The 12,411-nt window shown below is 33.6% G+C and carries 16 protein-coding genes and 5 tRNA genes; 2 read left to right on the top strand and 19 right to left on the bottom strand.

The features are described 5' to 3' along the window. Positions 1-44: 44 nt before the first annotated feature. The 16 genes from rplL to FA046_RS17230 form a co-directional block, all read right to left on the bottom strand. Positions 45-419, bottom strand: coding sequence for a 50S ribosomal protein L7/L12 (rplL, locus tag FA046_RS06745; RefSeq protein WP_136825622.1), 375 nt, complete (start codon positions 417-419; stop codon positions 45-47). 59 nt (positions 420-478) lie between these two features. Further along, positions 479-1,003 (bottom strand): 50S ribosomal protein L10, encoded by a 525-nt coding sequence (gene rplJ / locus FA046_RS06740; protein WP_136825621.1) that lies wholly within the window; start codon positions 1,001-1,003, stop codon positions 479-481. Positions 1,004-1,007: 4 nt separating this feature from the next. Further along, positions 1,008-1,706 carry a 50S ribosomal protein L1 gene (rplA, locus tag FA046_RS06735; protein ID WP_136825620.1) on the bottom strand — a complete coding sequence of 233 codons (699 nt, stop codon included), beginning with the start codon at positions 1,704-1,706 and terminating at the stop codon, positions 1,008-1,010. Positions 1,707-1,729: 23 nt separating this feature from the next. Then, complete coding sequence (gene rplK, locus FA046_RS06730) at positions 1,730-2,173, bottom strand: 50S ribosomal protein L11 (protein ID WP_136825619.1); 444 nt, start codon at positions 2,171-2,173, stop codon at positions 1,730-1,732. A 139-nt stretch (positions 2,174-2,312) separates the two neighbouring features. Then, positions 2,313-2,855, bottom strand: coding sequence for a transcription termination/antitermination protein NusG (gene nusG, locus FA046_RS06725; protein ID WP_136825618.1), 543 nt, complete (start codon positions 2,853-2,855; stop codon positions 2,313-2,315). A 10-nt stretch (positions 2,856-2,865) separates the two neighbouring features. Beyond that, the gene (gene secE, locus FA046_RS06720; RefSeq protein ID WP_136825617.1) at positions 2,866-3,060 is read right to left on the bottom strand and encodes a preprotein translocase subunit SecE; all 195 of its coding nucleotides are present in this window, start codon (positions 3,058-3,060) and stop codon (positions 2,866-2,868) included. Between the two features lie 17 nt (positions 3,061-3,077). Next, positions 3,078-3,148 (bottom strand) — tRNA-Trp (locus tag FA046_RS06715). Positions 3,149-3,251: 103 nt separating this feature from the next. Continuing rightward, positions 3,252-4,439, bottom strand: coding sequence for an elongation factor Tu (gene tuf / locus FA046_RS06710; protein ID WP_136825616.1), 1,188 nt, complete (start codon positions 4,437-4,439; stop codon positions 3,252-3,254). A 56-nt stretch (positions 4,440-4,495) separates the two neighbouring features. Beyond that, positions 4,496-4,567: transfer RNA gene (locus tag FA046_RS06705), tRNA-Thr, on the bottom strand. Between the two features lie 70 nt (positions 4,568-4,637). Continuing rightward, positions 4,638-4,710 (bottom strand) — tRNA-Gly (locus FA046_RS06700). 32 nt (positions 4,711-4,742) lie between these two features. After that, positions 4,743-4,826 (bottom strand) — tRNA-Tyr (locus tag FA046_RS06695). Between the two features lie 83 nt (positions 4,827-4,909). Beyond that, positions 4,910-4,982: transfer RNA gene (locus FA046_RS06690), tRNA-Thr, on the bottom strand. Positions 4,983-5,160: 178 nt separating this feature from the next. Continuing rightward, a complete protein-coding gene (gene hpf / locus FA046_RS06685) occupies positions 5,161-5,499 on the bottom strand; it encodes a ribosome hibernation-promoting factor, HPF/YfiA family (RefSeq protein ID WP_136825615.1) in 339 nt (112 codons plus the stop codon). Between the two features lie 14 nt (positions 5,500-5,513). Further along, positions 5,514-6,392, bottom strand: a complete 879-nt coding sequence (locus FA046_RS06680) for a tyrosine-type recombinase/integrase (RefSeq protein ID WP_136825614.1) — start codon at positions 6,390-6,392, stop codon at positions 5,514-5,516. A gap of 74 nt (positions 6,393-6,466) precedes the next feature. Then, positions 6,467-6,655: a 30S ribosomal protein S21 gene (gene rpsU / locus FA046_RS06675; RefSeq protein WP_136825613.1), complete on the bottom strand. Its 189-nt coding sequence runs from the start codon at positions 6,653-6,655 to the stop codon at positions 6,467-6,469. A 91-nt stretch (positions 6,656-6,746) separates the two neighbouring features. After that, a complete protein-coding gene (locus FA046_RS17230) occupies positions 6,747-6,899 on the bottom strand; it encodes a hypothetical protein (RefSeq protein ID WP_169303320.1) in 153 nt (50 codons plus the stop codon). A gap of 236 nt (positions 6,900-7,135) precedes the next feature. Here FA046_RS17230 and FA046_RS06670 point away from each other — a divergent pair, with 236 nt between their 5' ends. Continuing rightward, the gene (locus FA046_RS06670) at positions 7,136-7,372 is read left to right on the top strand and encodes a hypothetical protein (protein WP_136825612.1); all 237 of its coding nucleotides are present in this window, start codon (positions 7,136-7,138) and stop codon (positions 7,370-7,372) included. 242 nt (positions 7,373-7,614) lie between these two features. Here the strand turns inward: FA046_RS06670 and FA046_RS06665 are convergent, their stop codons facing one another. The 3 genes from FA046_RS06665 to FA046_RS06655 form a co-directional block, all read right to left on the bottom strand. Next, a complete protein-coding gene (locus tag FA046_RS06665; RefSeq protein ID WP_136825611.1) occupies positions 7,615-8,784 on the bottom strand; it encodes an acyl-CoA dehydrogenase in 1,170 nt (389 codons plus the stop codon). A 128-nt stretch (positions 8,785-8,912) separates the two neighbouring features. Continuing rightward, positions 8,913-9,443, bottom strand: coding sequence for an adenine phosphoribosyltransferase (locus FA046_RS06660; RefSeq protein ID WP_136825610.1), 531 nt, complete (start codon positions 9,441-9,443; stop codon positions 8,913-8,915). Next, positions 9,443-10,297 carry a ComEA family DNA-binding protein gene (locus FA046_RS06655; RefSeq protein ID WP_169303319.1) on the bottom strand — a complete coding sequence of 285 codons (855 nt, stop codon included), beginning with the start codon at positions 10,295-10,297 and terminating at the stop codon, positions 9,443-9,445. The genes FA046_RS06660 and FA046_RS06655 overlap by 1 nt, the downstream gene beginning before the upstream one ends. A 153-nt stretch (positions 10,298-10,450) precedes the next feature. Between FA046_RS06655 and FA046_RS06650 the strand changes: the two genes are divergently transcribed. Further along, positions 10,451-12,205 carry a lysophospholipid acyltransferase family protein gene (locus tag FA046_RS06650; protein ID WP_136825608.1) on the top strand — a complete coding sequence of 585 codons (1,755 nt, stop codon included), beginning with the start codon at positions 10,451-10,453 and terminating at the stop codon, positions 12,203-12,205. Positions 12,206-12,411 lie beyond the last annotated feature (206 nt).

Here is a 12,411-nt window from a genome sequence, read left to right as displayed (position 1 = left end):
TTGAGGATGGAGTTTAAGGCTATTTTTTATTGAGGGGTAATGAATTACTTGATCTCAACAACAGCTCCAGCTTCTTCAAGCTGCTTCTTCAAAGCTTCTGCTTCGTCTTTAGTAACACCTACTTTTAATTCTTTTGGTGCACCATCAACTAAATCTTTTGCTTCTTTTAGTCCAAGACCTGTAAGGTCTTTAACTAATTTCACTACTGCTAACTTAGAACCACCAGCTTCTTTCAAGATTACATCAAAAGATGTTTTCTCTTCAGCAGCAGGAGCTTCAGCAGCAGCTGGTCCAGCAATAGCAACTGCAGCAGCAGCTGGTTCAATACCGTACTCGTCTTTCAATATTTGAGCTAACTCGTTAACTTCTTTAACTGTTAGGTTTACTAGTTGTTCAGCAAACGCCTTTAAATCCGCCATTATATTTAAATTTTAAATTTTTACTAATTAATAATTTACTCCAAACTTGAGGTGTTTGGTTAACCTTCTCTTTCTTGTAAAGTTTTGACAATACCTGCCAATTTGTTTCCGCCAGACTGTAATGCTGAAATAACATTTTTAGCTGGAGACTGTAATAATCCAATGATATCACCAATAAGTTGTTCTCTTGATTTAAGATTTACTAATGCATCTAATTGGTTATCGCCAATGAAAACAGCTGAATCTACATAAGCTGCTTTTAAAACTGGTTTCTCATTCTTACCTTTTCTCAATTCTTTAATCAGCTTAGCCGGAGCATTAGCATTTGTTGAGAACATGATTGATGATGAACCTTTAAGAACGTCGAACAAAGGAGTTACATCGCCATCTAATTGCTCTAGAGCTTTTCTGATAAGCGTATTCTTAACTACTTGCATTCCAATTTCGTTCTCAAAACATTTACGGCGAATATTATTGATTTTCGCAACCGATAAACTAGAAGTGTCAGTAATATAAAAATTACCGTACTCTTTCATTTTCTCAGTTAAAGCAGAAACAACTTCGTGTTTTTCTTCTTTTCTCATAATATTAAATTCCCGCTACTGATTTAGTTTCTATTTCAATCCCTGGAGACATAGTAGAAGAGATGTGAATACTCTTAAAGTATGTTCCTTTAGCAGCAGAAGGCTTCAATTTTGAAATAATTTGAAGAACTTCTAAAGCATTTTCATAAATCTTATCAGAAGCGAAAGATACTTTACCTATTGAGCAATGAATGATACCTGTTTTATCAACTTTGAAGTCGATTTTACCAGCCTTAACATCGGTAACTGCTTGTCCAACATTTGGAGTTACAGTTCCTGATTTAGGATTTGGCATCAAATTACGCGGACCTAATATACGACCTAACTTTCCTACCTTAGCCATACAGCTAGGAGTAGTAATAATAATATCGACATCTGTCCACCCACTCTCAATCTTAGCTATATACTCATCCAAACCTACAAAATCAGCACCCGCTGCTTTCGCTTCTTCTTCCTTATCAGGTGTTACTAAAGCTAAAACGCGTACTGTTTTACCGGTACCATGAGGTAAAGTTGCAATACCACGAACCATTTGATTCGCTTTACGCGGATCAACTCCTAAACGAACATCAATATCTACTGATGAATCGAATTTGGCGATGGTGATATCTTTTACCAAGGCAGCTGCATCCTTTAAGGAATAAGCTTTACCAGCCTCAAGTTTGGAAAGTGCCGTCTTTTGATTTTTTGTTAATCTTGCCACTGTCTTTTACTTATTTTTGTTAATTAATTATTCCAGGGTGCATCACCTGTAACGTTTATACCCATACTACGGGCGGTTCCTGCAACCATCTTCATTGCTGATTCTACTGTGAATGCATTTAAATCAGGCATTTTATCTTTTGCAATAACCTCAACTTGTTCCCAAGTAATCTTGGCAACTTTTTTACGGTTAGATTCTGCTGATCCACTTTTTAAATTTGCAACTTCCATTAACTGGATTGCAACTGGTGGATTTTTAATGATAAAATCGAATGACTTGTCTGCATAAACGGTAATTACAACAGGAAGAATTTTGCCTGGCTTATCTTGGGTACGAGCGTTAAATTGCTTGCAAAATTCCATGATATTCACACCTTTTGCTCCTAATGCAGGACCAACTGGTGGAGATGGATTTGCCGCTCCTCCTTTGATTTGTAATTTGATTAACGCACTGACTTCTTTTGCCATTTGTTTATTTATTTATTTCTCAACGTTAATAATGTGGAAGCATTTGTAACATTTAAGATCTTGTTAGTATCAATTAGAAAATATCAAGAGACAAGACATTAAATCTTGATGCTTGATACTTCAAATTTTGATACTTTATTTATTCTTTTTCTACTTGCATATAGTTAAGTTCTAAAGGTGTTCTTCTACCAAAAATCTTAACCATTACCTTTAATTTTTTCTTTTCCTCGTTAACTTCTTCAATTACGCCAGAAAATCCGTTGAAAGGCCCATCCATTACTTTGATATTTTCCCCTACGTAATAAGGTACATTCATCATTTCACCTTGCTCCGCCATTTCATCAACCTTGCCTAATATCCTGTTCACTTCGGCTGGTCTTAAAGGAACTGCGTTTCCGCTTTTATCTCCTAAAAAACCAATTACACTATTTACGCTTTTAATGATCTGCTCTAATTCTGCGTTTAATGCAGTTTCAATAAGAACATATCCTGGATAGAAATTTCTTTCTTTCGCAATTTTTTTGCCATCACGCATCTGGTAGTATTTCTCCATCGGTATTAATACCTGAGGAACCAAATGAGTTAAACCTAAGCGACTTATCTCTGCATCTATATATTGCTTAACTTTCTTTTCTTTACCACTAACTGCTCTTACTACATACCATTTCAACTGATCGCTCATGCTCTATATATTATGCAAATGATTTGTACATTAACTTTAATAAGTTTCCAGCTGACTCATCCATTGCTAAAATAATCAATGCAATGATTAAAGAGGCAACAAGAGTAATTACAGCACTGTTTTGTAATTCACTCCAAGTAGGCCAACTTACTTTTTCAGTAAGTTCTATGTATGATTCTTTTAAATATTCTGCAAAACTAGCCATTCTTATTTTCGCGTTAGCACGGGAACAAGGATTCGAACCCTGATCAAAGGTTTTGGAGACCTCTATTCTACCGTTGAACTATTCCCGTTTATTAATTTTAGAAACCTAAACTTTTATTAGATAAAAAGTACTTAGGAGTATTTTCCTAAGTACTTTCTCATTTAAAAACCCATAAGGGTAATTAAAAATTATTATTTAACGATTTCAGTTACCTGACCAGCACCTACTGTTCTACCACCTTCACGGATAGCGAAACGTAAACCTTTTTCCATCGCAATAGCATTAATTAATACTACATTGATAGTAACGTTATCACCTGGCATAACCATTTCTACTCCTTCTTGTAATGTAATTTCACCTGTTACATCTGTTGTTCTGAAGTAAAATTGAGGACGGTATTTGTTAAAGAATGGAGTGTGACGTCCACCTTCTGCTTTTGATAATACGTAAACCTCAGCTTTGAAATCTGTGTGAGGAGTTACTGAACCTGGCTTACAAATAACCATACCACGACGGATATCAGTTTTTTCAATACCACGTAACAATAAACCTACGTTATCACCTGCTTCACCTCTGTCTAATATTTTACGGAACATCTCAACTCCAGTTACTGTAGACTTTAAGTTTTCAGCACCCATACCTAAGATATCAACACCTTCTCCAGAATTGATAATTCCTCTTTCTATACGACCTGTAGCCACTGTACCACGACCTGTAATAGAGAAAACATCTTCAACTGGCATTAAGAAAGGAAGTTCAGTTAATCTTGGTGGAATTGGAATGTAATTATCAACCGCTTCCATTAGTTCAAGAATTTTACCAACCCATTTTGGGTCTCCATTTAATCCGCCTAATGCAGAACCTTGAATAACAGGAATATCATCACCAGGGAAATTATAGAAAGATAAAAGTTCACGAATCTCCATTTCTACTAATTCTAGTAATTCTGGATCATCAACCATATCTACTTTGTTCATAAAAACAACAAGAGATGGAACACCAACCTGGCGAGCTAACAAAATGTGCTCACGAGTTTGAGGCATAGGACCATCAGTTGAAGCTACTACGATAATAGCACCATCCATTTGCGCAGCACCTGTAACCATGTTCTTCACATAATCCGCGTGACCTGGACAGTCAACGTGAGCATAGTGACGGTTAGCTGTAGAATATTCTACGTGAGCTGTGTTAATAGTGATACCTCTTTCTTTTTCTTCAGGAGCTGAATCAATTGAATCAAATGAACGAGCTTCTGAATAACCTGCATCTGCTAAAACTTTAGTGATAGCTGCAGTTAACGTAGTTTTACCGTGGTCAACGTGACCGATTGTACCGATGTTTAAGTGTGGTTTACTACGGTCAAATTTTTCTTTTGCCATGATTTTATACTTATTAGTAGGTTAATTTTATATATTTTTCTTTATAAACTCTAACGAGCCAATGAAGGGACTTGAACCCTTGACCTCTTCCTTACCAAGGAAGTGCTCTACCGCTGAGCTACATCGGCTTTTCATTTACGATTGCCGATCTTGGACTTACGAATCTGAATTCGTTAATCGTAACTCGTAAACATATTGAGCGAAAGACGAGGTTCGAACTCGCGACCTATAGCTTGGAAGGCTATCGCTCTACCAACTGAGCTACTTTCGCAATTTAAATTATTTGATATTCAAATAATTTAATGGTGGGGGGAGAAGGATTCGAACCTTCGAAACCGAAGTAACGGATTTACAGTCCGTCCCATTTGACCGCTCTGGAATCCCCCCATCTTCTATTTTTGATTGAACGAAAAAAAATTACAATTTTTTCAAATAGCAATTTTAAAATCTATCATTCTAAAATTAGAATGAGCCTCCTATCGGGATCGAACCAATGACCTACTGATTACAAGTCAGTTGCTCTACCAGCTGAGCTAAGGAGGCGTTTTTCAAGAATTTTAAAGAACTTTTTCCTTTTTCACAAATATCATTTGCTTAAGGGACTGCAAAACTACGAAAATTAATACTTGAACAAAATTTTTTTCAAAAAAAATTCGATGAATTTTATATTCATCGAATTTTATATTTAAAAGGCTTTGTTAAACAACAGTTTATCTATATTTTAATCTAATATCTGATTAACTATTTCTTTGTGGTTACTTTCATGAGATCTTAGTTTTTCTTTGAATTTCCTTATTTGCTTACGTAAAGACTCTACCGAAAGATCAGTTGCTTCTTCAAAAGTCTTACATTCTTCTTTAGCAAATAAAATACTCCCGGGAATGATCAATTTAATTTCTACAATTTTATTTGTTTCCTCTGTGACGTTGTCGACCTTTAGATAAACCTCACCATTAATAATTTGATCATAGTATTGATCAAGTTTGTCTACTTTTTTTTGGATGAATGCTAATAATTTCTGATCAGCATCAAAATGGATTGATTGAATTACGATTTTCATTTTTCCTCCTTGTTTTAGGCTTTTGGATGAGCCTGTTTATAAATTGATTTAAGCCTTTCAATTGAATTGTGGGTATAAACTTGAGTGGCCGCTAAGTTAGCATGACCTAACAAGTCTTTAATTGCGTTGATATCTGCACCCTTGTTTAAAAGACTGGTTGCAAAAGAATGCCTAAGTACATGAGGGCTTTTCTTTTCCTGAGTAGATATCATTGTTAAATATTTTTGCACAGCTCTATAAATAAATTTAGAATATGCAGGTAATCCACTGTTTGTAACGATTAAAACAGCTGAGTTATTGGAAAAACCTTGAATCTTTTTTTCCACAATGTATTTATCAAGTAAGTTAATTAGAGAATAATTAATAGGAATTATTCTTTCTTTATTTCTTTTTCCTAATACTTTTAATGTTTTCTCTGCTAAGTAAATATCCTTTTCTGTAATTCCTAACAGTTCGCTTAAACGGATACCGGTACCAAAAAGAAGCTCGATAATCAATTTATCTCTCAATCCAGAAAAATAATCCTCAAAAACCTTCGCATCTAATAACCCAGTTAACTTATCGTCTGAAATAAATGTTGGAAGTTTTTTGGCAACCTTAGGAGTCTGAATTTTTAACACAGGGTTTTCTTCTACAATTTTTTCCTTGAGTAGAAATTTATAAAACGATCTTAAAGTAGATACTTTTCTGTTTATAGAACGAGGATCAATATCCTCATCCATCAAAAAAACAATCCATGACCTAATAATTTGATGATTAGCTAATTGAATTTCTGTATCAACGGATTTAAGAAATTGCGAGAATTGAAAAAGGTCATTTTTATAGGCAGTTAAGGTATGCGGGGAGTACCTTTTTTCGTATTGTAAATATTTTAAAAACTGCTCTAAAAACATAAAAACTATTTATATATCCCCAAAAGTGAATATACAAATAGTTTATATATTGAAAGAATATTTAATCTAAAAGATTAAGCTTCTTTGTTCATGTCTTGAACGTAGATGGCATGTTTTACTTCCATTCTTCTAGCTACAGATTTTTTCTCATAAGCTTGACGACTGCGAAGTTCTCTTAAAACACCTGTTTTCTCGAATTTTTTTTTAAAGCGTTTTAATGCTCTGTCAATTGATTCGCCATCTTTTACATTGATAATGATCATTTGTTAAATACCACCTTTCTATCCCTTTTATAATTCTGTTGGGGATGCAAAGGTAATTAAATGAATGTAATTATAAAAGAAATTTGATTTGTTATTTTTTTGAGTCAGAAAAACCAGCCTTATATCCCTCAATAAGATCGCTCTTAACTCCTTTCCAATCCCAAATGGCTACAATTATTAGCCATGTAAATATTCCTAATAGAAAAAATTTCACATCTCTTTTAGTGATTCTAATCTCTTTCATTTTAAATGATTTTAGATAAAAATAAATATAAAATGTATCCATCTTTTGATTTGTGTAATAAATGTATTTATCTAATTAGTTAACGGATATAATTTCCTCAAAATAAATCCATTTTTATTTTGTTTTAAGTTTTTCAGTCCATTTTTAAAGAGGAAATATCCTGTAATTATTTGAATTTATTTCTTGGCGTAGTAATTGTAAAAGTGTTGTAAAATCAGTCATTAAATAAATAAGTCATGGAACTAAAAAAAACTCTTAATGCACCATTGAAAGGTATTGCTGCATTAATTTTATTAACTTTTACAAGTCTTTATACTTTTGCTCAGGATGTACCCGAGAAAGTTGAAGTAGATATTAATACGAATGGTGGTTCTGTTTGGTACGGACAACCTTGGGTTTGGGCTATTGGTATTGCTGTATTTATTGTGGTTTTAGTATTGATTACTAGAAGTAACAAAAGTTCGGCTCAATAAAATTTTCCTTATAAAAATATAGAAAAATCACAGTTAGTATGATTTTTCTATATTTTAACTTTTTTATATTCTATAATATAACCAAGTTAAATAAACTTGATTGGACAAAAAGCCCAGATTACCTGTGATTTGGAAATGTCAGAAAGGAAAAACAAATGATATGTCCCAAAGGGATTCCTTCGGAATAGGTAAAGCAGGGCTACCGAAACTAATGAAAGTAGGTACCCTGCTTTTCTTAAAAATTATCTTAAAATTTCTCTAGCAATTACTACTTTTTGGATTTCGCTGGTACCTTCTCCAATGGTACATAATTTAGAATCTCTATAAAATTTTTCTACCGGAAAATCTTTAGTATAACCGTAACCTCCAAATATTTGAATAGCTTCTGTAGCCGCTCGTACGCAAACTTCTGAGGCAAAGTACTTAGCCATTGCAGATTGCTTAGTCATATTTAAGCCTTTATTCTTCATATCAGCAGCTTGGTAAATTAACAATTCTGCCGCTTCAATTTCTGTAGCCATATCTGCTAATTTAAACGCGATTCCTTGAAAACTAGAAATAGGCTGACCAAACTGATGGCGCTCTTTAGAATAAGCCAAGGCGGCTTCATAAGCACCTTTTGCGATACCTAAAGATAAGGCTGCGATAGAAATTCGGCCTCCATCTAATATTTTCATAGCTTGTTTAAAACCCTCTCCTTCTTTACCTAATAAATTTTCTTTAGGTACACGAACGTTGTCAAAAATAAGTTCGGTAGTTTCGGAAGCCCTCATTCCTAACTTATTTTCTTTTTTACCGTGGGTAAAACCTGGAGTTCCTTTTTCTATCACTATTGCAGAAATTCCACGAGCATCTCCTTTTTCGCCGGTACGCACCATGATTACTGCAATATTGCCAGATTTACCATGAGTTATCCAATTTTTAGATCCGTTAACAATGTAATGATCTCCGTCTAGAACAGCTGTGGTATTCATTCCCATAGCGTCTGAACCTGTATTGGCTTCTGTTAAACCCCAAGCTCCAATCCATTCGGCGGTAGCTAATTTAGGCAACCATTTCTTTTTTTGCTCCTCGTTACCAAAATACATGATATGGCCAGTACATAAGGAATTGTGGGCCGCCAAGGAGAGACCTATTGAGCCACAAACTTTAGCTACTTCTTCTATAACTTTTACATACTCGAAATAGCCTAAACCAGAACCGCCATATTCTTCGGGTACAAGTACACCCATTAGACCAAGTTCTCCTAATTGTTTAAATATCTCTACTGGAAAAGTTTGCGCTTCATCCCACTCCATCACTTTTGGCTTGATGTGTTTTAGTGCAAAATCTTTAACCATTTTAGCAATCATGGTTTGACTTTCTGATTCAGAAAAATTGTATCCATTTACGGCTTGTGCGTTTGAATTCATCTTTTAATAATTGGTTTTGGGACAAATTAGTAAATTAAGATTCATTATTTTGTATCTATTTAGTTAGATACAAATGAGCTAAATTGGTTTTTGGTCTAAAAAATGGGTTTAATATTTATGAATGAATATTAAGTAAATGAAGCTAAGGAAATATTATTTTTTGAAAACTTATTTAGCTTTTGCTCTCCGTTTAAAAAATTTAAACTAATGAGGAATGAAAAGCCTGCGATTTGCCCTTTCATTTTTTGAATTAATAAAGAGGTAGCCTCTACTGTGCCTCCGGTTGCTAAAAGATCATCATGAATAAGTATTTTTTGACCTTCTTGAAAAGCATCAGCATGGATTTCTATTGTAGCCGACCCATATTCTAAATCATAGCTTTGCTGAATAGTTTTGTAAGGTAGTTTTCCTGCTTTTCTAATTGGGATAAATGGTTTATTTAATTTATTAGCTAACATTAATCCAAATAAAAAACCTCTGCTTTCTATTCCAGCAATAGCATCAAACTCTAAATGCTTCAATCTTTCTACAAATTCATCCACAATTTCTGAACACAGTTTTTGATCTTTTAAAATTGGTGTGATGTCTTTAAAAACGATACCGGGTTTGGGGAAATCGTGTACATCTCTTAAACTATTTTTAATTCTTTCTTGAATCATTAGAACGATAAATATGGTTTGATTTTTTGAATTATTTCGGGGTTTAAGATCGCAATTTTATTCAAATCATCAATACTTTTATAAACACCATGTTGCTTTCTATAGGCAATAAGTGCATTCATTTGTTTATAACTTAAATATGGAAATAATTTAAGCTCATCAAAAGTACATTCGTTGATTTTAATTTGGTTTAAAGCTATTGATTCTACTTTTGTTTGGTTAGTAATTTGATCATATTTTGTAGAATCAATGCCGTAAACTTCTTTCAATTGTTCTTTGGAATGGAAGCCGCCTAAACGAGTTCTATATTTTATGATTCTGGCAGCAAAAGCAGGTCCTATTCCTTTTATTGATGTTAAGAGCACAGAATCTGCCGTGTTTATGTCAATTACTACTTTAGATAATTCTTTAGAAGGGAAAACATTTGGCTTTGAGGGTTCACTAAATGATGATGAGAATTTATTTTCTTGAGGAATTTGTATGTAAGGCTCTAATTTTAAAAATTGCTTATTACTAATGGCGTACATCTTTTTTACATCTGCTACGGTTCTAAATTTACCACCCTTGGCTTCGTAGTTTTTAATACTTCGGGCTTGTTTATCTGATAAGCCTAACTTTACCCAATCTTCTAAAGGCAAATTATTAGGATTAAAATTAAACAAAATTCCTTTATTAACTTCCTCAGCCTCGTTTAGGTTTTGATCCCCATAAGAAGATTCCTGCTTAAAACTTTCAATCTCAACAATTTTTGGTTTTAGCGTTTCGATAGTAATTTTTACTGGCTCAAATGTTAATTTCTCATAAACATAGGGAGATGCGTAAACTATTACCAGAATAACGATAAAAACCATCATCCCCTTGAATTCTCGTTTTGATATTTCGAAATATTGTTTAAACTTTTGATACATAAATAGATAGATAGAAGAATTAAATCTACATTAAAAAATTTAATATTTACAATACCAGATATTGTCTATTTTTAAGTAAAAGATTCATATTTGTAAATAATGAAAATTATCACTTCAGAGGAATTTGCAAAAGCGACCAATATTGATAAGCTAAGAATGCCGGGTTTGGCTTCTTTGCTTATGGAAATCATGAAAATAAATGACATTAACGAAACCTTTGCAAAAGCAGCCGAATTTGAAGGTGTAGAGTTTGTAGATGAAATATTAAGATTAGTTGGCGTTAAGGTAGAAATCAGCGAAAGCGACCTCAAAAACATTCCTTTAGAAGGTGCCTTTATAGCCCTAGCAAATCACCCTTACGGTGGAATTGAAGGTTTGATACTCATCAAAATATTATGTAGTGTAAGACCTGATGCCAAGGTAATGGCTAATTTTATTCTCAAAAAAATACCCAACCTTAGCGATTTTTTTGTAGCAGTAAATCCGTTTGAAAATGTTGATCATTCATCCAGCATCAGCGGAATAAAAACAACCTTAAACCTACTTAACAAAGGCACACCTATTGGTATTTTTCCGGCTGGTGAAGTTTCTACCTACAAATTAGATCAACAACAAATTACTGATAAATTGTGGCATCCCGTGGTAGGGAAAATTATATCTAAAGCAAAAGCTCCCATTTTACCTATCTATTTTCATGGTAACAACGGCCTGTTGTTTAATTTACTCTCTCTTATTCACCCTACGCTAAGAACGGCAAAGTTACCTTCAGAGCTTTTTAATAAAAAAGGAGATATCATTAAAGTAAGAATAGGAAAACCTATTCAAATAAAAAACATTCCCAATTACGAAAATAACAATAGTTTAATGGCTTTTTTAAGAGCTAAAACTTATGCTTTAGGAGTGGGATTAGAGAACGAAAAGAAAATTTTTAATCCCAGAAACCTATTTAAAGTCAAGAAAAAAGTAGAGCCCATACAAAATGCTGTTGCTACAGATTTGATGGAAAAAGAAGTAGCCTTGTTAAGAGAAGACTTTAAAGTTTGGACCGAAAAAAACTACGAAGTTTTTATTACCCCTACAGCCAATATTCCAAATATTATTAAAGAAATTGGCAGACTAAGAGAAATTACTTTTAGGGCTATTGGCGAGGGAACTAATAAATCTACAGATCTTGACGGATATGATATTTACTATCATCATTTGTTTATTTGGGATACAGAAACTAAAATGATTGTGGGCGCTTACAGAATTGGTAAAGGCGACGAAATATTTTACAGCTTTGGTAAGAAAGGATTTTACACCGCAGAATTGTTCAAAATCAGATCTCAATTTAGTCCCGTTTTAAAAAACAGCTTAGAACTCGGTCGTTCATGGATTAGAAAAGAATACCAACAAAAACCTTTACCTCTATTTTTACTTTGGAAAGGCATTTTAAAGTACCTTGTTGACCATCCAAAATACAGATACCTTATTGGACCAGTTTCCATCAGTAATTCATTTAGCAAGTTCTCAAAATCTTTAATCGTAGATTTTATTTATCGCAACCATTTTGATTATGAAATGGCACACATGGTAAAACCCCGCAAAAAATTTAAAGTAGATTATTCTAAAATTGATGCTGATATTTTAACAGCAAGCAGCAATTCCTTAAAAAATTTAGACGCTTTAATTACCGAAATAGAAACTACTCATATTAAAGTCCCGGTTTTGTTAAGACAGTATATTGCCTTAAATGCAAAAATCATCTGCTTCAATATTGATCCAAAATTTGCCGATTGTTTGGATGGTTTTTTGATATTAGATTTGGAAGATGTACCTAAAGATATGTTAGAAAAATTAGGAAAAAATTTCTAGTTCCAGCTCACTCATCACTCATTCCATTTTTTTTATTATCCAGCTTTGGGCGTTCCCCTAAAAAAGGGTCGCGTTGTACGCTATACTCCTCGCCCCAAAGAAAAATTGGGGCTGTGGGGTGCCGCTTCCACCGCTAACGCAAAATTCAGCTCGTATCAAACAACCGTTAAATAAATAATTAGCTACATCCCTAATCATGAATATAC

The organism is Pedobacter cryophilus (assembly GCF_005116455.1).
In the GTDB taxonomy this organism is placed as follows: Bacteria; Bacteroidota; Bacteroidia; order Sphingobacteriales; family Sphingobacteriaceae; genus Pseudopedobacter; species Pseudopedobacter cryophilum.
This window is presented reverse-complemented; position numbering and strand designations above follow the sequence as displayed.

What these genes read in the sequence shown, in the direction of transcription:
- rplL (WP_136825622.1), bottom strand. Translation starts at nt 419, where the DNA reads ATGGCGGATTTAAAGGCGTTTGCTGAACAACTAGTAAACCTAACAGTT.
- rplJ (WP_136825621.1), bottom strand. Translation starts at nt 1,003, where the DNA reads ATGAGAAAAGAAGAAAAACACGAAGTTGTTTCTGCTTTAACTGAGAAA.
- rplK (WP_136825619.1), bottom strand. Translation starts at nt 2,173, where the DNA reads ATGGCAAAAGAAGTCAGTGCGTTAATCAAATTACAAATCAAAGGAGGA.
- nusG (WP_136825618.1), bottom strand. Translation starts at nt 2,855, where the DNA reads ATGAGCGATCAGTTGAAATGGTATGTAGTAAGAGCAGTTAGTGGTAAA.
- secE (WP_136825617.1), bottom strand. Translation starts at nt 3,060, where the DNA reads ATGGCTAGTTTTGCAGAATATTTAAAAGAATCATACATAGAACTTACT.
- tuf (WP_136825616.1), bottom strand. Translation starts at nt 4,439, where the DNA reads ATGGCAAAAGAAAAATTTGACCGTAGTAAACCACACTTAAACATCGGT.
- hpf (WP_136825615.1), bottom strand. Translation starts at nt 5,499, where the DNA reads ATGAAAATCGTAATTCAATCAATCCATTTTGATGCTGATCAGAAATTA.
- FA046_RS06680 (WP_136825614.1), bottom strand. Translation starts at nt 6,392, where the DNA reads ATGTTTTTAGAGCAGTTTTTAAAATATTTACAATACGAAAAAAGGTAC.
- rpsU (WP_136825613.1), bottom strand. Translation starts at nt 6,655, where the DNA reads ATGATCATTATCAATGTAAAAGATGGCGAATCAATTGACAGAGCATTA.
- FA046_RS17230 (WP_169303320.1), bottom strand. Translation starts at nt 6,899, where the DNA reads ATGAAAGAGATTAGAATCACTAAAAGAGATGTGAAATTTTTTCTATTA.
- FA046_RS06670 (WP_136825612.1), top strand. Translation starts at nt 7,136, where the DNA reads ATGGAACTAAAAAAAACTCTTAATGCACCATTGAAAGGTATTGCTGCA.
- FA046_RS06665 (WP_136825611.1), bottom strand. Translation starts at nt 8,784, where the DNA reads ATGAATTCAAACGCACAAGCCGTAAATGGATACAATTTTTCTGAATCA.
- FA046_RS06660 (WP_136825610.1), bottom strand. Translation starts at nt 9,443, where the DNA reads ATGATTCAAGAAAGAATTAAAAATAGTTTAAGAGATGTACACGATTTC.
- FA046_RS06655 (WP_169303319.1), bottom strand. Translation starts at nt 10,297, where the DNA reads ATGATGGTTTTTATCGTTATTCTGGTAATAGTTTACGCATCTCCCTAT.
- FA046_RS06650 (WP_136825608.1), top strand. Translation starts at nt 10,451, where the DNA reads ATGAAAATTATCACTTCAGAGGAATTTGCAAAAGCGACCAATATTGAT.